At 60.0% G+C, this 19491-nt stretch carries 17 protein-coding genes; 7 read left to right on the top strand and 10 right to left on the bottom strand.

Annotated features, from left to right (window positions below):
• Positions 1-111: 111 nt before the first annotated feature.
• Complete coding sequence (locus GO014_RS18465) at positions 112-1455, bottom strand: extracellular solute-binding protein (RefSeq protein ID WP_157291764.1); 1344 nt, start codon at positions 1453-1455, stop codon at positions 112-114.
• A gap of 84 nt (positions 1456-1539) precedes the next feature.
• Between GO014_RS18465 and GO014_RS18460 the strand changes: the two genes are divergently transcribed.
• From GO014_RS18460 to GO014_RS18440, 5 genes are all read left to right on the top strand, one after another.
• Positions 1540-2790 carry a LacI family DNA-binding transcriptional regulator gene (locus GO014_RS18460; RefSeq protein ID WP_246204734.1) on the top strand — a complete coding sequence of 417 codons (1251 nt, stop codon included), beginning with the start codon at positions 1540-1542 and terminating at the stop codon, positions 2788-2790.
• A 6-nt stretch (positions 2791-2796) separates the two neighbouring features.
• Positions 2797-4725 (top strand): DUF5054 domain-containing protein, encoded by a 1929-nt coding sequence (locus GO014_RS18455; RefSeq protein ID WP_157291763.1) that lies wholly within the window; start codon positions 2797-2799, stop codon positions 4723-4725.
• A 355-nt stretch (positions 4726-5080) separates the two neighbouring features.
• The gene (locus GO014_RS18450) at positions 5081-6013 is read left to right on the top strand and encodes an MBL fold metallo-hydrolase (protein WP_157291762.1); all 933 of its coding nucleotides are present in this window, start codon (positions 5081-5083) and stop codon (positions 6011-6013) included.
• Positions 6014-6053: 40 nt separating this feature from the next.
• Entirely contained in the window at positions 6054-6437 is a 384-nt protein-coding gene (locus GO014_RS18445) for a metallophosphoesterase family protein (protein ID WP_157291761.1), read from the top strand.
• A gap of 17 nt (positions 6438-6454) precedes the next feature.
• Positions 6455-6916, top strand: coding sequence for a metallophosphoesterase family protein (locus GO014_RS18440; protein WP_157291760.1), 462 nt, complete (start codon positions 6455-6457; stop codon positions 6914-6916).
• Between the two features lie 129 nt (positions 6917-7045).
• On the opposite strand, the gene GO014_RS18435 is transcribed toward GO014_RS18440, so the two are convergent.
• The 9 genes from GO014_RS18435 to GO014_RS18395 form a co-directional block, all read right to left on the bottom strand.
• Positions 7046-7966, bottom strand: coding sequence for a LysR family transcriptional regulator (locus GO014_RS18435; RefSeq protein ID WP_157291759.1), 921 nt, complete (start codon positions 7964-7966; stop codon positions 7046-7048).
• Positions 7967-8016: 50 nt separating this feature from the next.
• Entirely contained in the window at positions 8017-9447 is a 1431-nt protein-coding gene (locus tag GO014_RS18430; RefSeq protein ID WP_157291758.1) for an aminobutyraldehyde dehydrogenase, read from the bottom strand.
• A gap of 22 nt (positions 9448-9469) precedes the next feature.
• The gene (locus GO014_RS18425) at positions 9470-10513 is read right to left on the bottom strand and encodes an ABC transporter ATP-binding protein (protein WP_116588733.1); all 1044 of its coding nucleotides are present in this window, start codon (positions 10511-10513) and stop codon (positions 9470-9472) included.
• A gap of 3 nt (positions 10514-10516) precedes the next feature.
• Positions 10517-11320 (bottom strand): ABC transporter permease, encoded by an 804-nt coding sequence (locus tag GO014_RS18420; RefSeq protein ID WP_157291757.1) that lies wholly within the window; start codon positions 11318-11320, stop codon positions 10517-10519.
• Entirely contained in the window at positions 11313-12134 is an 822-nt protein-coding gene (locus GO014_RS18415; protein WP_157291756.1) for an ABC transporter permease, read from the bottom strand. Before GO014_RS18415 ends, GO014_RS18420 begins: the two co-directional genes overlap by 8 nt.
• 298 nt (positions 12135-12432) lie before the next feature.
• Complete coding sequence (locus tag GO014_RS18410) at positions 12433-13467, bottom strand: ABC transporter substrate-binding protein (protein ID WP_157291755.1); 1035 nt, start codon at positions 13465-13467, stop codon at positions 12433-12435.
• 168 nt (positions 13468-13635) lie between these two features.
• Complete coding sequence (locus GO014_RS18405; RefSeq protein ID WP_157291754.1) at positions 13636-14109, bottom strand: DUF3830 family protein; 474 nt, start codon at positions 14107-14109, stop codon at positions 13636-13638.
• A gap of 92 nt (positions 14110-14201) precedes the next feature.
• Complete coding sequence (locus GO014_RS18400; protein WP_246204733.1) at positions 14202-14975, bottom strand: gamma-glutamyl-gamma-aminobutyrate hydrolase family protein; 774 nt, start codon at positions 14973-14975, stop codon at positions 14202-14204.
• Between the two features lie 119 nt (positions 14976-15094).
• On the bottom strand, positions 15095-15988 hold the full coding sequence (locus GO014_RS18395; protein ID WP_157291753.1) for a LysR substrate-binding domain-containing protein: 894 nt from the start codon (positions 15986-15988) through the stop codon (positions 15095-15097).
• A gap of 105 nt (positions 15989-16093) precedes the next feature.
• Between GO014_RS18395 and gabT the strand changes: the two genes are divergently transcribed.
• Both gabT and GO014_RS18385 read left to right on the top strand, forming a co-directional pair.
• On the top strand, positions 16094-17371 hold the full coding sequence (gabT, locus tag GO014_RS18390) for a 4-aminobutyrate--2-oxoglutarate transaminase (protein ID WP_157291752.1): 1278 nt from the start codon (positions 16094-16096) through the stop codon (positions 17369-17371).
• A 15-nt stretch (positions 17372-17386) separates the two neighbouring features.
• Positions 17387-18838: an NAD-dependent succinate-semialdehyde dehydrogenase gene (locus GO014_RS18385; protein ID WP_157291751.1), complete on the top strand. Its 1452-nt coding sequence runs from the start codon at positions 17387-17389 to the stop codon at positions 18836-18838.
• Positions 18839-19491 lie beyond the last annotated feature (653 nt).

Genomic DNA, 19491 nt, shown 5'->3' with positions numbered 1-19491 from the left:
TGTCGAACGGTTCTCGGATGAGGTCCGAGCACGGATCGGTGATATGGATGGCACTGCGGCCGTCGGGACGACCCGGCACGCATGGCGCGCCGGGTGTGCGAGGGTCTTGGCCTAGAGCAAGCTTACGGTGTTTTCTTCACCGACAATGCTGGTGACCGCGGCCTTGTACTGGGCCATGGCCTCTTCCGGCGACAACTCGCCCGAAACCACGGCTTCTGTCATGCGCTGGATTTCCTGCGACACCGAATTGTAGTTCGGGTCGTTCGGACGGGCCGTGGTCAGCGGCAGCAGCGTCTGGCTGGTTTCGGTCAGGAAGGGCGAATTGGGGATCGGCACGTCCGAGCGCGAGCGGATGCCCGGCTGATAGTCCTGGAAGGCGGTCATCTGTTCCTGGCTCATCATGAACGAGAGGAACTTCCAGGCTTCTTTGGGCGTGTCAGTATTGGGGTTGATCACAAAGCCCGTACCGCCCGAGATGGAGACAAAGTCTTGGCCGCGAATGCCGGCACCTGGTTCCTCTGCAGGCATCTTGACCCAGCTCATGACATTGTCACGGTCGGCCACTTCGAATTCCGAGCCGGGCGCGGTGACCGAGCGGTAGAACCAGTCGCCCTCGACCAGCATGGCGGTCTTGCCGTCGCGGAAATTGGCGAAGGATCGATTGCGGCCATCGGCCAGGAGCTGTGCGCGCTGATCGCCCAGTTCTTCATCGACATAGATGGTCTTGTAGAGGTTCAGCACGTCGAGGATGCCCTGGCTTTCCACGATATACTTGCCGTTCTCATCGGTAACACCTTCACCGGTGCCCAGGAGCGCCATCCAGTAGCCCTGCATGGTGGTGGCTTCGCCCATGGCAACGCCGGCGTTGAGCTGGAGCGGGGCTTCGACGCCCGCTTCCTTGAGCTTGCGTGCAGCATCGAGCACGTCAGTCCAGGAGGTCGGCTGCCAGTCGTCAGCGATACCGGCCTGTTCCAGCAGATCCTTGCGGACATGGATCATGCGCACGTCAGTGCCCAGGCCGATGCCATAGGTTTCGCCATCATAGGACAGGATCGAGCGGATGCCGTCCGAGATGTGGTCCCAGCCTTCCCAGTTTGCATAATCCTCGCCGATCAGTTCATCGAGCGACTTGAGCTGACCACCTTCGGCAAAGGCCGGGATCAGGAAACCGTCAAAGGCGGAAATGTCGGGGCCGGCGCCGGTGGAAAAATCGAGCGCCAACTGCTGGGTGAGCTGAGCGTCTTCGCCGCCGAACTGGTTGAGCGTAACGTTGATGTCTGGATTGGCGGCCTCGAAAGCGGGAATGACGCTCTCTTCGATCCACTCTGCAGTGGCGCTGTTGACGCCGCCGATCACGCACCGGCAAGTGATGTCCAGATCGACAGCGAATGCCGGCGCGGCCATCGCCGTGGCGCCGATCAGGCCGAACGCAATGCTGCGCAGATGATTGCTCATCGCAATACTCCTCCCATGTGATGGCCCCGAATTCTCGGATAGCCGGTATTGGCCTCCCCCATCCTGGCAGGAGACCGGTGAAGAATGAACACGTTTTCACTTTCCGTCAATGGCCTGACACGCTGTCAAAACGGCTCGGCGGAAAGATGCGTCAGCGCTACTGGCTATTTGCAACGCTCCTATGACAGTTTGGCGGTGATCGTCACCGGTTTTCATGCGTCGAAACTTGACAGTGTTCTGCCTTGCGGTCAGACAAATGAACACGATTTCATCGATGCGATAGCGGGGGTGGCATTGAGCCAGGACGAGACGACGGCAAGGGGGCGGGCTACCGCCGAGATGGTGGCGCAACGCGCCAATGTTTCGCGCGTCGCCGTGTCGCGCGCCTTCAACCCCCATGCCTCGCTAAAGCCTGCCAAGCGCGAGCTGATCCTGCGCATTGCCCAAGAGCTCAACTATACCCCCGACCGCGCCGCCCGCGCTCTGGTCAGCGGCCGCTCGCATCTGGTCGGCGTTATCGTGCCCGACGTTTGCAGTCACTGGGAAAGCCAGGAGATCGATGCGTTGACGACGGCGCTCCAGGCTGAAGGGTTCGCCACCCTGCTGTTCAAGACCCGTATCGACTATTCCATGGACGAGCAATTGCTCGCCTATATGCGCGGCTTCAATCCGGATTCCGTCATCGCCTTTGTCGAGAACGTGAAGCCGGCCACGCTGGCCAGATTTCTGGATCGTGCCGTGCCCATCTATGTCCACTATCCCCGTTCCGGTGCCCCAGAAGAAAGTCAGGCGGGCCCATTACATGACCGCCTCAATGTGCTTCATCGCACTGGCGTTGAACAAGCGGTCTCCCTGCTTCAGGGCTATGGGGTGCGGCGCATAGCCTATGTTTCGGGTGTCGACAAATCTCGAGCAAACACGGCGCGCGAGCACATGTTGCGGGTCGTGATGGCCGAGCGCGGACTGGCACCACCCATCATTGCAGCCAGCGACTTCAGCTATGACCGGGCCTATGCCGCCACCCTCGACCTGTTCCGTGTCGGCGAGGGTGCCGATGCCATCTTCGCGGCCAATGACGTGGGCGCGTTTGGCGTCATCGACGCGCTGCGCCACGAACTGAACCTGCGCGTCCCCGAGGACGTCAAGGTAGTAGGCTTTGACGACATCGCCCAGTCGCACTGGAAAAGCTACAACCTGACCACGGTCAAGTTCGACCTGGAAGAACGCGTGCGCGCCCTGGTGCGACTGATCCTGCGGCGCCTCAACAATCCCGACGCGCCCGCGCTCGAAGAGACCCTCAACACCCGCCTCGTCGTGCGCGGCACCGTCGGCTGATTTTTCATGACCTCCAGCACCATCCACCTCGTCTTCAAGACCCATCTTGATATTGGTTTCACCGATCATGCCGCGCGCGTGCGGAAGCAGTATCACGAGCAGTTCATTCCGCAGGCGATTGCCACCGGCGCGCATTTTTACGCCGAGAATCCCGGCGCACCGGCCTTTATCTGGACCACGGGCGCCTGGCTGATCTGGGATCACCTCAACTCGCAGCCGGCCGACAAGGTGCGACGGCTCGAACAGGCGATTGAACGTGGCCTCATCGTCTGGCATGGCCTGCCCTTTACCACCCATACCGAGCTGATGAGCCCGGCCCTGTTCCGCGCCGGCCTCTCTTATGCGGCCAAGCTCGACCGGCGCTTCGGGCGCACCACCACAGCCGCCAAGATGACCGACGTGCCGGGCCACACGCTGGGCATGGTGCCGCTCCTTGCCGAGGCCGGCATCCGCTTCCTGCATCTGGGCGTCAACACCGCCAGTCCGGTGCCCGACGTGCCGCCTATTTTCCGCTGGCGCGCGCCCGGCGGGGAGGAGGTGGTGGTCATGTATCAGGCCTCCTATGGTGCCACCGACTTTCCCGCCGGCAACGATGTGGGCCTAAGCTTCGCCCACACCAATGACAATATCGGGCCGCAAAGCGTCGGGCAGACCGTCGAGGCGCTGCGGCATATGCATCACGCCAACCCGGGCGCCGAGATTAGAGCCTCGACGCTCGATGCCTTCGGCGACCAGATGTGGGCGCGGCGCGAGAATTTTCCTGTCGTACCGGAGGAGATCGGCGATAGCTGGATCCATGGTACCGCTACCGACCCGATCAAGCTCTCGCGCTACCGCGCTCTGGGCCGGGTTTATGACGGCTGGATCGATGCGCTGACGCCTGAGCGGCGCGCCTTCGGGCGCGGCCTGACCATGGTGGCCGAACACACCTGGGGCGTCGACATAAAAACCTATCTGCGCGACGAGACGGCGTGGGATCGCGCCGATTTCGAGGCGGCGCGCAAGCAGGACCACCGCTTCGCCTATGCGGAACAATCCTGGGCCGAACAGCGCGCTTACATGGCAACGGCGATGGACAACCTCGTGGCCGGGGACAGGGCCGAGGCGGACGCCGCGCTGGCCGAGCTTGACGAAATCGTCCCGGCAAAGCCCGACACCCTTTCAGCCGGAACGCATATCACCAGCGGAGACTGGTCAGCCGAACTCGACGCAACGAACGGCGACATCATCCGCATCACCGCGCCGGATGGACGGGTGATCGAAGGGCATAAGGGACGCCTCATCGCCTATCGCCACGAAAGCTACGACTGGCACGAGTTGCAAAAACACCTCGACAGCTATCTGCAACATCGCGACGAATGGGCCATTCTCGACCACGACAAGCCGGGTCTTGGCGCGGCGAAAACCGCCCGCACGGCACAATTCACGCCACAGCATCGCGGCGTGGCGGGCGGTATTGCCTGGAGCCAGATGCCGGAGGAAGGCCATGCGGCACTCGGCGCGCCCCGGAGCTTAAACTACCGGCTGCGCGAAGTTGATGCTGACAGGGTGGAAGTAACGCTGGTGCTTCACGACAAGCCCGCAAATCGCATGCCGGAAGCTGGTTTCTTGAGCTTCACGCCCGATGGCTCGGACCGCTGGGAGCACCGCAAAATGGGGCTATGGCACGACAGCGCCAATATTGTTCGACGCGGCGGCGGTCAATTGCAGGCGGTGGAGGCAGCACGCTCGGGCAGGCTCACGATCAAAACACTGGACAGTATGCTGGTCTCACCAGAGGGCGCGCCCTTCATTCCGTTCCAGCCCGAGCGACCCGACTTCAGCGCCGGGCTGCGTTTCAACCTCTACAACAACAAGTGGGGCACCAACTTTCCGATGTGGTGGGAGGGCAGTGTTGCTTTCCGCTTCGTTATCGGGGTCGCCGCGAGTGCGTGATTATCGCCCCCCCGCGGCGAGCTCGTATTCTGAGGTACTCGCCAGCGCCTTCAGCAGGGCCGTTTGCTATCTTAACCGGCGATAAGCTGACGTGGTAATTGTGCCGACGCTCCACGCGCCCCCGGGGCCCGAGAGGCCGCCGGGAAGGGCAGCAGATCAACTACATCGTCGCTTCTGGCGAACTGCGAAGGCATCCGGAGACGCTCTATAACATTTACTGCAAGTGCCAGGGGGACGGCATCAATCCCTGCCTTGTGCCGTCCGGCGCGGTTCCACGCCCTTGGCTCGCAGACGAAACCTACTGGACGCAGACGCATTGACCTGTGAGCTCACTGTGACGGGAAACAGATCAGCCATGTCCGATAGTTTCAAACAGCCCATAGTGCGCTTTTCACCCTCACGCGGCGCAGAAAGCCCCGACGTCTGGGGCGTTTATGAGCCTGACACCGGGTCGGTCCAATATATCTGCGCTGATCCCGGCAGTAAGCGGGCCGGCCTGATAGACGTGGTGTGGAATTTCGACCCCCAATCCTACTCAACCAGTTCAGCGAGCGCCGACCAGATCCTCGATATTGTCCGAGAGAAAGATCTCTCAGTGGAATGGGTACTCGATACCCACCCCCACGCCGATCACCTCATGGCGTCCGACTATCTCAAGCAGCGCACCGATGCTCCGACGGCAATCGGGGAGAAGGTGCGTGAAATCGCGGGGCTCTGGAGTAGGATCTATCATCTACCCCACGCATTCGATCCCGACCGTGATTTTGATCGCCTGTTCAGCGAAGGCGAGACCTTCAGTATCGGGGATATGGAAGCCCGCGTCCTTCTGTCTCCTGGTCACACCCTGGGTTCGATCACCTTTGTGGTGGGCGATGCCGCCTTTGTCCACGATACGCTGATGTATCCCGATGTCGGCACCTCGCGAGCCGACTTCCCGGGTGGCGACGCCGAGCAACTCTGGGAGACCACTCAAACCCTGCTCCAGCTTCCTGCGCAAACGCGCCTGTTTATCGGCCACGATTACGGCACCTCCGAGCGTCAAGAACCGCAATGGGAAGCGACGGTGTCCGAGCACAGATCGCACAATGTCCACGTTAAGGACGGAACCAGACGCGAAGATTGGCTTGAACTTCGTCGTGGCCGCGATGCCACCCTACCCCTGCCCGATCGCATGCTGGCCGCTCTGCAGGTCAATCTGCGTGGCGGACGCCTTCCAGAACCGGAAGCCGATGGCCGTCACTACCTCAAACTGCCGGTCAATCATTTCAGCACACCGCAGTCGGACTAGGCCGTTGACAAGGTGCGGCCCATGTCAAAGGCGCTAGACCATGGCAACTGGTAAAATGACGCTTCTGCAAATCAATGACGTTCACGGCTATTTGGAACCGCACCCAGAGGTTTTCGTCGAGGGGGATCACAGGCATATTGAGACCCTAGGCGGCTACGCACGGATTTCGGCGTTTTTTCAGCAGGTCCGAGAGGAATCACCGGGCGCAGTTGTGGCACTAGACAACGGCGACACCTTCCATGGGACCTATCCGGTAGTGAAGTCCAAGGGCTCAATCCTGCTGCCGGTGCTGAACCGCCTGGGGTTGGACGCGATGACTGGCCACGGGGACTTCGCATATGGCCCAACACATCTAAAGGAACTGGTTTCGCAACTCGACTACCCTATGCTGGCGACTGCCTTGATCAACAGACTGGCGAATTAACGTTTGCGCCCACGCGCGTGGTGGAGAGGGGCGGCCTCCGCATAGGCATTATTGGCATCGCCGCCACCATCATCGACAAAACCGTGCCGCCTAAATTCCATGAAGGTATTCGTCTCTCCTTGGGGAGAACCGAATTGCCCTCTCATATTCAACGGCTGCGTCATGATGATGGTGTGGACCTCATCGTCGTCTTGTCGCATCTGGGATTTCCACAAGATGTCCAGCTTGCGAAAGACGTGCCGGGCATCGACGTCCTGGTAAGCGGTCACACTCACAATAGACTGCGCGTGCCAGAGACGGTGAATGACACCATCATCATCCAGTCAGGGTCGCACGGTTCATTCGTTGGCCGTCTCGACCTCGAGGTGCGTGACGGTAAGGTGACCGAGTACGCGCACCGGCTAGTCAGCATCGATGAAGCTGTTGGAACCGACCCGGAAATGGAAGTCTTGATCGACCGGGCCATGCAGCCGCATTGAGCGTTTCTAGACCGCGTTGTGGGCTCAACTGACATATGTCTGGCGCGGGATCGGGTCTCACGTCAACTCAACCCAAGGACTCTCCGTAAAACCGGAGTGGACTTGGGGCTCAGGTCAATTCCCACCCATTTAATCCACCCAAGCCATACTCGGGTCTGCAGTTGAGCAATACAATGCCGCGCTGCGACGCGCCTGTTCTACGACGCTAATAATCAGTTCTTTTTCGGTGATCGCCTGGTAGGTACCAATGATCGGCATTGCGGGAAAGTGCTTGGTCACTCTAATGGGATGCAACAGGCCGGTCTTGAGTTCACGCTTGATAGTGACGCTTGGAATGGCACCTACCCCAAACCCGTCAATTAGCAGACTGATGATTGAGTACAGTGAATTGGAACTCGTCAGCTTGCTGGCCAGCACCTGTTCGTCCTGAAAGTACGGCGCGATCATTCGATAGGGCGGTGTGTCCTTGGGAAAGGTGATGATGGGCAGGCTGGCCAGGTCATCCACGCTATAAGTACGGTCCGGATTGATGATCTTGGGCGATCCCGCCCACGTCATCTGCAGCACACAGGAGGTGAAGCTGCGGAAATTGTCGCCAATGGCCGGATCGAGCGCAAAGATCACATCGAATTCGCCCTTGTTCATACCGTCGACCAGGCTCTTTGTGCCTTCGACAGTCAGCTCGATTTTCAGCGTTGGCGCCGCTTCATGGAGCGCCTCGACAAAGGGTGTCATCCAGGTTGAGGACACCGAGTCGATCGCCCCGATCCGCACCACCTTGGGCGCGAGACTGGTTTCGTCGCTCAGCTCATGCTTGAGTCCGTCATAGGCACTTAAGATCGACTGGAAGGCTTCCAGCGCCCGTTGTCCGCTTGGCGTCAGCGAGAAATTGCGTCCGGTGCGGTGCATGAGACGACAGCCAAACTCCTCCTCCATCGCGGCAAGGCGAATGGAGATGGCTGGCTGCGTCGTATGCAGTTCTTCAGCGGCACGGCCAAAATGGCGGTGCCGCGCCAACGCGACAAAGGTGATCATGTCGAGGATGCGCATGGCGCTTCCTCTATCAGATTTACCCATCCCTGCGCGCCTTTTTCAGCGAGCTAGGAGGCAACCATGATGTGGCGTACCTGCGTGTAGTCCATCAGAGACTGCATGGAGAGATCGGAGCCATAGCCCGAATTCTTCATGCCCCCATGGGGCATTTCGGTTGCGAATACACCATGAGTGTTAATCCAGGTGATACCGTATTGCAGCGCATTGGCGATGTTCATCGCCTGCACGCTGTCGCGTGACCACACCGACGAAGCCAGACCGTATTCAGAGGCATTGGCCCATTCCAGCGCCGTGGCTGGCTCGTCGAATGCGGTGACGGACAGCACCGGCCCGAACACTTCCTTCTGCACGATTTCAGCCTCGATCGGCGCCGCTACCAGCGTTGGCTGGTAGTAATAGCCCGGCTGATCCGGTGTCGCGCCGCCAGCCACGATGTCGGCGCCATCGGCGCGCGCCCGCTCTACAAAACCGGCGACGCGGTCGCGCTGCGACCCGGTGATCAATGGGCCAAACTCGACATCATTGCGTTCGGGCGCGCCATAAACCAGAGAGTCGATCATTCCCGAGAGCTTGTCGGTCACCTCCTGGACGATGGACTTGTCAACAAAGATCCGGCAGGCCGCCGTACAGTCCTGCCCGGCATTGTAGAAGCTGGCTTCGCGCAGCGTTTCCACCAGCCTGTCGATATCCGCATCGGCACACACGATCAGCGGGGCCTTGCCACCCAGTTCAAGATGGGTGCGCTTGATGCTTTCTCCAGCGGCAGCCTTTAGGACCGCGCGCCCGGTACGCACATCGCCTGTCAGCGAGATCATGCGCACCAGTGGATGGGTAATCAGTGTCTGGCCCACTTCAGGGCCATCACCACACACCACATTGACGACGCCTGGCGGCAGGAATTCGGCCAGGATCGACGCCAGCAACAACAGGCTCAGCGGGGTGTTTTCCGATGGCTTGATCACCACGGCATTGCCGGCGGCAACGGCTGGAGCGATTTTCCAAGCAGCCATCAGCAGCGGATAATTCCACGGCGCAATCGAGGCAATCACGCCCAGCGGATCGCGGCGCATCATGCTGGTGTGTCGGCTTGAGCGGAAACCGTTCGCTGCTGTCCCCGGTACATTGCGCACCGCCGTGCCGAAGAACCGAAACACGTCGGCAACATTGGCCAACTCGCCCGCCTGCACATAGCGCCAAGGTTTGCCGGCGTTGACCGATTCCACATCGGCCAGACTGTGCGAGCGCGCCTCAATGGCGTCAGCAATGCGCAGTAGTGCCAGACTGCGCTCCTTGGGCGTGGTCTGGCTCCATTTCGCGAAGGCTGCATGGGCGCTGGAAACAGCCGCATCGACCTGGGCGCGGTCCGCCGACGCGACTTCAGCGAGCACCTTGCCGGTCGCGGGTTCATGGCTCGCGAGCGCCGGGCCCTGACCCTGAACGTAGTCGCCATTGATAAAAAGGCGTGTTTCAAAACTCATGATGCAAATTCCGATAAGAGGGTCAGTCGGCTATTACACGGATGCGTGCCGGATCAATAGCCAGCGCGATCTCCTGGCCATTGGCGAAGTCGAGATCATTGGCAGTTAATGCACGCAGCGGATGGCCCGCGAGGCTCATGACGTAGCGATTACGCGCGCCCAGAAACACGCGGGTGCGCACCTTGGCCTTGAGGCCCATGCCGTTCGCGCTCAGAGTCAGGTCTTCCTGCCGTAGCGCCAGCGTAGCCTTGCCGCGGATGGCTTCGTTCGGGTCAAGATGCAGCACCTGCCCGTCCTCTAACTTCGCAACGGGGCCCTGTGCACTATCGGTGATTTCGACGGGCACCAGATTGGCCGAGCCGATGAAATTCGATGCAAAGCTGGTAGCGGGCTGGTTGTAAATCTCGTCTGGCGTGCCCTGTTGTTCCACTCGTCCCGCATTGAGCAGCACGATCCTGTCCGACAGGCTCAGCGCCTCTTCCTGATCGTGGGTCACAAAGATCGTCGTCAGGCCCAGCCGCTGATGGATCTCGATCAGTTCCACCTGCATGTCTTCGCGCAAGCGGGCATCGAGGTTACTCAATGGTTCATCGAGCAGCAGCACCTTGGGCTGGGAGACAATGGCGCGCGCCAGCGCCACACGCTGCTGCTGGCCGCCCGAGAGCTGGCGTGGCTTGCGCTCGCTCAAATGGCCCAACTGCACGGTCTCGAGCGCGGCGGCGACCTTTTCCTGCTGCTCCTCACGACTACCGATGCCGCGCATGCGCAGTGGGAACCGCACGTTCTCGCTGACGCTGAGATGCGGCAACAGCGCATAAGACTGAAACATCATGGCGATGTCGCGCTTTTCGGGTGGCAGGCTAGTGACGTCGCGGTCATCGATTTCGATGCCGCCAGCCGTGACGCTTTCCAGCCCGGCGACCATGCGCAGCAGTGTGGTCTTGCCACAGCCTGAGGAGCCCAGCAGCGAGATGAACTCACCCGAGGCGATGTCCAGCGAGATGCCGTGCAGCACCTGGGTCTTGGCAAAGGATTTGCGGATATCGGTCAGTCGAACATTAGCCATGGGTCAAGCGCTCGCGAAACGGGTGAGGCCCAGCATCCTGTCGATCACGAAGATCAGCACAATGGTCAAGGCAATCATGATGGTGGACACGGCGGCCACCGATGGGTCGGGCGAGAACTCCAGCTGGCTGTAGATCTGCACCGGTAGGGTCGTCAGCGTCGGCCCCCGCAGGAACAGCGACAGCACGGCTTCGTCAAACGAGATATTGAAGGCGAAGAACGCCCCGGCAGCCAGGCCCGGAAAACACTGAGGCACCACCACGAACCACAGCCGCTGCAGACGGTTCGCACCCATGGTGCGTGCGGCCTCTTCGAGATAGGGGTCCGACTCCGCCAGCACCGCCAGCGTGGTACGCACCACATAGGGCAGCGCGATCGCCGTATGACTGAGCGCCAGCGTAAGCGGCGTGACCGGTCCGAACACCGAACTCCAGAACATCAGCATGCCGATGGCGTAGATAATGGTGGGCAGCACTAGCGGCGACAGGAATACCGTGGCCAGCGTATCCGAGAACGGCAATTGCCGGCGATGAATGGCGATGGCCGCCGCACCGCCGATGGCCGTGGCCATCAGGGTGACCAGCAAGGCGATCTGGATGCTGATCCAGGCTGCGTTGAGATAGGCGTTAGACGACAACACTTCCTGATACCAGCGCAGGCTCAACCCATTGGGCGGGAACGCGATGAACTGGCTTTCCGATACTGACACCCCGATCACCACGATCAGCGGCGCCAACAGAATGAGTGCGGTCAGCGCGACGAAGATAATGCCGACAATATGCAGCCAGCCCGGAACAGCCCTAACCATGCTTGGCTCCCGTGAGTTTGATATAGGGAACCAGCACCAGCAGGATGCCGACGAACAGGATGACGGCCTGCGCCGCCGCAAAGGGCCAGTCCGGCGTCGCCGTAACGGACTTGTAAATCGAGGCGGCCAGGACCTGAATGCGGGTGCCACCGAGCAGGTTGGGGGTAACGAACGAGCTGGCCGACAGCGTAAAGCAAAGCAGCGATCCGGCAACAATACCGGGCAGCGCCAGCGGCAGCACCACCGTGCGGATCGTCTGCAGGAAGGAGCATCCCATAGTGCGGGCGGCCTCTTCGAGCTTCCCGTCAATGCGGGTGAGCACGCCCAGAATGGACAATGTCATGAACGGCAGCAGCACCTGCACCATGCCGATCACGATGGCGGCTTCGGTCTGCATCAGGGCGAAGGTGCGGCCCACCAGGCCCGTATCACGCAACAGTTCGGGGACTATGCCGCTGCGGCTGAGCAATACCATCCAGCCAAAGGTGCGCACCACGACGCTGGTCATCAGCGGCAGGATCACGATCACCACCAGCCCCAACCGTAGCTTGGGACCAACCTTGGTCATGATATAGGCCAGCGGAAACCCGATCAGCGCGCAGATCACGGTGATCAGCACCGATAGCCGCACCGTGCGCCACAGGATGTTGAGATAGTAGGGGTCGGACAGAAAACGCACGAAATGCGCCAGAGTAAAACCTTCAGGCCCGGATATGCTCAGCAGCAACATCTGCGCGATCGGCAGGAAGAAGGCGAGGCCCAGCAGCAGAATTCCGGGCAAGGCCAGCAGCAAGTTTTCTGTGCGGTCGTTCATGCGTTGCGTCTTCCTTGCTCCACGCAGCTTAGCGAAATCGGACATTCCATCTATGTGTAGACTTCATGGCGCGCGAGTCGAACGATGAGATTGCGCCCTTTTGCTCAGGACGCCGCTAGGCCACAGATTGCTGAATAGGTCGTCTGTCCATCTTGGGCTGGAGAACTGCGCAGTCCGGGCGGCAAAGAAGTGGCGCCCGGAATGCTATCGTGATCTTTCTGGGGGCGGACGGCCCTGCCCTGTTCCGGCTGCACCCAGGGGCAAGTGGAACAGAGCAGCGCCCTGCTAATCGGCCGCCTTAGCGAGCGATCGTCTTGTTCCACTCTTCAACCCACGCGGCGCGATTGGCTTCAATCACGGCGGGATCAAAGCGGATCAGACCGGCAACACCTTCTTCGCCATAGGCGACGTCAGCAGCGACTTCAGCGCTCAGTTCGGCCTTGGAGTTGGTGGGCGAGTAGCGCAGTGCCTCGGCAAAGCATTCCTGTGCCTCTGGCGAGATCGACATGTCGACGAACTTCAGCGCCAGATCGGTATTGGGACGGCCGGCTACGACGTTGGTGGTGATGAAGCTGGCTGGTGTACCTTCAGCGCCCTGTGCGAAACCCGATGGCAGACCGGCCTTGCGAAGCGTAAACGCATAATCCGAAGCGTAAGGGGCAATCCACGCATCATTCTGCGCGAATTCCTGCTGGATTTCGGGCGAGGTCGACACGATCAGCGCGCCCGCTTCAAGCAGCTTGGCAACCGCATCAAGACCGGGCTGGATGTTGTTCAGATCGCCGCCTTGTGACTGGTTCAGCATCAGGAAGCCGAGCATGCCATAGCCATTGGAGATGTCGGTGAGAACCAGATGTTCGCTGTACTCGGGGTTAAGCAGATCGGTCCACTGGGTCGGCGCTGGCGAGACAGCGTCAGTGTTATAGATCATGCCGATGGCCGCAATCGAATAGGCCGGGCCCTCACCCCTGGCCAGATTGGCCTTGGCGAAGTCATACAAGTCTGCTGCATTGGCCAGGCTTGCCGCATCGATTGGTGCCAGCAGCCCCTCAGCTGCGCCAACGATTTCCTGGCCACCCGAGAAGTGGATCACGTCAAACTGCGGCGCATCCTTCTGGGCGCGCAACTGGGCAAAGGCATCTGCCGAGTAAGCGGTGACAACATTGACGCTCACACCGGTTTCTTCTTCGAACGGGGTGATGATGCAGGCGCGATGGGCCGTCTCATAGGCGCCACCGAACGAATTGATCGTAAAGGTGGTGTCCTGCGCGAAGGCGGTGGTGCCGAGCAGAACCGAAAGGCTCAGAGCGGTTGTACCGAGAATAGCTTTCATTGGTCGTCTCCCTTGCTGAATTGATGGCGACAGCGCCAGTACTGCGAGTGTCCGGCGCTGGAGTGGACCTCATCCCGGGTCTGTCGAGAGACGAGGTCATTGTATTGTGGCCCGAAGAGGCGACCGGTGACGCAACAGCCGCCACCCAGTCAATTTGGGCCAGCGTCTCTACAGGCGACCCAGTTCAACGGTCTTGGCGCCTTCGATCCGGATCAGGCGGCACTGCTCCGCCACAGCATCCAGATTTTCGGTCATCTTGCCGATATAAGTGCAGGGAATCCAACCCGTGGGGCCAAAGGTGCGGCCGCCAACGCCGTAGAACATACCAATTTCCCAGAATTCGCTGGGGTCAATCTTGAAGAAGTTCTTGGGCTGATAGAACCACAGCAGTTCGCCCGGCTCGGGCAGCACTGTCTGGTTTTCCGGCGGCAGGGCGGTTGGATCGAAAGTGCGGTGGGTCTCAGGCAGGCCCATCATGATTTCGGGACCCGAAAAGATGGCGTGGGTCGCATCCCACTGGATCGGCGTTTCCAGCGCGTTCCACAGGGCTTCACAGGTCTTGGGCGCGTTATCCCAATAAAGCGTGATGATACCCTGAACGTTGGCTTTGACGAATTTAAGATAGAATTTCTTGTCGGTCATGGATCGCCTAAGTTGGTTTACGCCAATAATCAAAGGCCTTTCAGCGCCGCTGTCCAATTCCTAATCAATATTCGGCCTATAATGAATTCTTATCACATTGCGTCGTCGCGCGTGATTTCGCCCAGCGCCTGCCAGAATGCCAGATCGTGCGACCGGGTCTCTGGTCGCCACTCCGGATGCCATTGCACCGCTAGGATTTTCGCCGGTCCTTGGACCGAGGAAACCGCTTCCACTACGCCATCTTTAGCACGCGCATTTACCACCAGTCCGGCGCCCAGTGTCCCGATCGTCTGGAAGTGAACGCTGTTGACGGTGAGCTTCGGCTCGCCAGTAATCGCAGCTAAGGGCGTGTCCGCCACCACGTCAATGGGGTGGCTATGGCCAAACATCTGCTCAAGCGACGCATCGTCGGGCGCATGATGCGGCAATTCCGGCGGCTCTGCGCCGTCCCGCTGGTCCACCAGGGTACCGCCCAGAGCCACATTGATTTCCTGCAGTCCCCGGCAAATCCCGAACACCGGTTTGCCCGCCGCCACCGCTGCCTTGTTCAGCAGGGCCGACATCGTGTCACGTCCTGGATCGTAGGGCGCTCGCCCACTGGCGGCTCCATAGTGGTGCGGTTCGATATTGGAGTTGCTGCCGGTCAACAGAATGGCGTTGAGCCGCGCAAGCATGGCGTCCGCATCGTCGCGCGTCGTGATGGCAGGGCAGATCAGTGGTACCGCATCAGCATGCTTGGCCAGGGCATCCACATAGCGGGTTTTGACGATATAGGCGTCTTCGCCCTCGACGGTACGGGTGCAGGAAATGACCCCGATAACGGGTTTGCGGGTGCTGGGCATAATGGGACGGGTGTTGTTGACCAAGGACCCCTTTAAAGTCGGGTTGCTCCCCTGTCGCGTCAAGCAGGACAATTGTCGAAAACGCTCTAGACAGCGGCGCTTCGCGGCCCAAAATTATGCGCGCTCGCGTAGGTGCGCAACGCTCACTCGCGCGGCAGGTTGTCCTCAAGCCAACGCTCGAACCGGATCAGCATGGGGTCCCCCTGACGCTGCGGTGCCGCCAGCAGATAATAGCCGCCCAGTCGCACTTTGCTGTCGAGGATTTCCACCAGCCTGCCATCGTCGATCTCGCTGCCAGCCGTTAGTCGGGTCACCAGCGCAATACCTTGGCCCGCCAGTGCAGCGTCAAAGCCCAGATTGGCGTCCCACAGGCGCGGCCCGCGCAATTGCGCGCTTAGCCTAGTGCCCATCGCCTCAAACCAGTCCGTCCATTGCTGGCGGCTTTCCTCATGGATCAGCGGGGCCTGTGCCAGGGCCAAGAGATCCGCTGGTGCGCCATTGCTGGCAATCCATGCCGGACTGGCGACCGGAAACATGCGCGGCAGGATCAGTCGCCGGGCGCCAGTCGGCAGGTCCTCAAAACGGCCAAACCCGATCATGAGATCGGCCTCGTGCGCGGCAAAGTCGGGCAGGCGATCAATCGCCCGCAGACTGATCTCGACCGATCCCATTGCCGCCTCGATATCCGACAGGCGCGGCGTCAACCAGCGAGTGGCCAGTCCCGGCATGCACCAGATACGCAGACCGGCACGCGGTGATGCGGGGCGCAGCTCAGCCGTAGTGTTGGCAATGATCCGGAAGGCGCGGGTAACCGATGCGAACAGCGTTTCACCAGTTGCTGTCAACGCTACCCCACGAGGCGTCGCCGTCACCAGCTTCTGACCCATCCAATGCTCGAGATTACGCACATGGCGGCTGACCACTGTGTGGCTGACGCCAATATCGTCCGCTGCCTTACGCATGCTGCCCATTCGTGCCACCGCTTCGAAGGCGCGCAGCATGATCAATGGGGGAAGGTTGAATCCGTCAGCATTCATGAGTGGAAGCTCTAATGCACCACTGTATGCAAATCAATCTGCTACGGGTGTGATGAACGGCACGGTAACAATGGGGGACCAGATCCTGCTCCCAGAGTGCGTCCCATGTCTCACAATTCCGATCTCCGTGACCGCCACATCGCCGCCATCCCGCGCGGGCTCGCCAGTGCCTTCCTGGTCTATGCCCAGCGCGCTGAAAATTCGGAGATCTGGGACATTGAAGGCAATCGCTATATCGATTTTGCGGGGGGTATCGCGGTGCTGAATACGGGTCACCGTCACCCCAAGGTGATGGCGGCGGTGCGCGATCAACTCGATCACTTCACCCACACTGCGTTCCAGATCTTGCCCTACGAACCCTATGTGGCGCTATGCGAGCGGCTCAATGGGTTGGCACCGTTCAGCGCACCAGCCAAGTCAGTGCTGTTTTCCACCGGAGCCGAGGCCGTTGAGAACGCCATCAAGATTGCCCGGGCTTCCACCGGACGGCCCGGCGTGATCGCCTTTAGCGGTGGTTTTCATGGTCGTACCACGCTGACCATGGCGCTGACCGGCAAGGTCGCCCCCTACAAGGTCAAATTCGGTGTCGCGCCACCAGCCATTTACCACTTGCCATTCCCAGCACCGAGCCATGGCGTCAATGTGGCTGACACGCTGCGCGCGCTCGACACATTGTTTAGGGCCGACATCGCGCCCACTGATGTGGCCGCCATCATTATCGAGCCTGTACAGGGTGAAGGGGGCTTCCTGCCTGCCCCCACCGAACTGTTGCAGGCATTGCGCCAGACCTGCGACACCCATGGCATCGTGCTGATCGCCGATGAAGTCCAGACCGGCTTTGCCCGCACTGGCAAGATGTTCGGCATCGAGCATTCCGGGGTGGAACCCGATCTGCTGACTGTCGCCAAATCCCTGGCGGGTGGGTTTCCCCTTTCGGGCGTCATCGGGCGGGCTGACATCATGGATGCCGCCGAACCCGGTGGCCTGGGCGGCACCTATGCCGGCAGCCCCTTGGCCTGTGCCGCCGCTCTGGCTGTGCTCGATGTGATTGCCGAAGAAGGCCTGTTGGCCCGCGCCGATACGATTGGTGCCAGCATCCGTGGCGCGCTGGAAGAGCTGGTTCTTCGCAACGACGGCGTGCCCATTTCGGCTATTCGCGGTCCCGGGGCCATGATTGCTTTTGATATCGTCACCGACAGTGGCGAACCCGACGCCGCAACCACCAAACGCGTTATTCAGACAGCGCTGGCCGATGGGCTCGTGCTGCTCTCATGCGGCATCTACGGCAACACCATCCGCATTCTCTGCCCACTGACCATTTCCGATGCACTGCTCGAAGAAGGGCTCGCCAAGCTCGGTCGCGCTCTTGTTGCAACGCACTAGGTTCAGGAACCAAATATGCGCACTCTCACCGATCCCACCCTGCTGCGGACGCAAAGCCTGATCAATGGGCAGTTCATCGGCGAGGCCACCACAGCGGTCCTCAATCCGGCTAATGGCGAGCTTATCGCCAAGGTCCCCCATCACGGTGCTGCCGAGGCGACAGAAGCCGTCGCGGCGGCTCAGGCCGCCTTCCACCCATGGGCGGCGCGCACCGCCAAGGATCGGGGCGCCACCCTGCGCAAATGGTTTGAATTGATTGTCGCCAATCGCGATGATCTTGCGACCATACTGACCAGCGAACAAGGAAAACCCTTCGCCGAGGCTCTGGGCGAGATCGACTATGCCGCTTCCTATGTCGAGTTTTATGCTGAAGAGGCCAAACGTATTGCGGGCGAACTGTTGCCTGCCCATCGCGCCGACGCACGCATCATGGTATTGCGTCAGCCCATTGGTGTGGTGGCCGCGATCACCCCCTGGAATTTCCCCGCAGCCATGATCACGCGCAAGGTCGGCCCGGCCCTAGCCGCTGGCTGCACCGTGGTGCTTAAGCCTGCGCCGGAGACTCCGCTGACCGCATTCGCCCTGTCCGAATTGGCGCAGCGCGCCGGGTTTCCGGCGGGTACGCTCAATGTGATCACCGGCGACGCCATTGCCATTGGCGGCGTGTTGACCTCTCATCCCAAGGTGCGCCTTGTCAGTTTCACCGGGTCCACCGAGGTGGGCAGAATTCTGATGGGTCAGGCCGCTGGCACCGTCAAGAAAGTGGCACTCGAACTGGGAGGAAACGCCCCCTTCATCGTCTTCGAAGATGCCGATCTTGATGCGGCGGTAGACGGCGCCATTATCTCCAAGTTCCGCAATATGGGCCAGACCTGTGTCTGTACCAATCGCATCTATGTGCAGGACAAGGTCCATGATGCCTTCGTTGCCAAGCTGATCGAACGGGTCCGGGCGCTACAGGTCGGCGACGGCTTTGCCGACGGGGTTGTCCAGGGACCCTTGATCACCGAGGAAGCGGTGGCCAAGGTTCAGTCCCACGTCGCCGATGCGCTCGCCAAAGGCGCCAGGGTTGAACTGGGTGGCAAGCGTCATGGTTTGGGGCAGACCTTTTTCGAGCCCACCGTACTGACCGGCGTCAACGCCACAATGCTAGTGGCCAACGAAGAGACCTTTGGCCCCCTCGCGCCGGTCTTCCGCTTTATCGAGGAAGATGAGGTTATCGCTGCAGCCAATGACACTGAGACCGGGCTTGCAGCCTATTTTTATACTCAGAATGTTTCCCGTATGTTTTCAGTGATGGAACGTCTTGAATATGGCATGGTCGGGGTGAATACCGGCGTCATCTCGACTGAATTGGCGCCCTTCGGCGGCGTCAAGCAGAGCGGCAATTCGCGTGAAGGATCACACCACGGAATTTTGGAGTTTACCGAACTCAAATATACTTGCGTTGGATTGATCGTGCATTGATCTCGCGCTAGTCACTCAGTGAGTTTGCGCATTGAAATATTGGACGTGACCCAGCCCAGAACATAAATCTCTTAAGCACCTTCGCTAAAAAGTGACGAAGTGAAGCTTCTTTTTTTATATCTTATTGCATCGCCAGGAAAATCTTCGGCACAATCCTCGTTTCTTGGAAATGATACCATTCCATCCAGCACCACATACTGCGTGGCGCTATCAAGAGGGATTATAGGGGATTTTGGCATTGTGGCTGATGACCCGTTGTTCTGCTACGGATATTGAGCACTTTTTAGGTATTGCCCAGCCTTCGTTCAACTTAGATCCTCGAATTTAGGCTAGCAATACCGATAACGTTGCGTCCACTCCGTTTTGCCAGGCTGATCAGGCTTCTGTGATTTCGGGTATGTTAAGAGGCACAGCTAGGTTTTGTGGCAGCGCAAACAGACCGATACGGGCTAGGGCACGCAGCCTACGCAGTTGAGCCATCTCGTCGCGCACTTCCGATGTCCCGTTCAATGAGATGGCTTCTTACCCAGGCGGGATGACCGGTTTTGGAAAATCAAAATCCCGGCCTGAACGGTGGGAATGGGGCGCATCAATGATGGTCCGGATGCACTCTTTGGAAGTGACGTGATCAAGGGATTGCCGACCGTCCGGTT

Origin of the sequence: Devosia marina (assembly GCF_009758415.1) — a bacterium.
GTDB lineage: Bacteria > Pseudomonadota > Alphaproteobacteria > Rhizobiales > Devosiaceae > Devosia > Devosia marina.
This window is presented reverse-complemented; position numbering and strand designations above follow the sequence as displayed.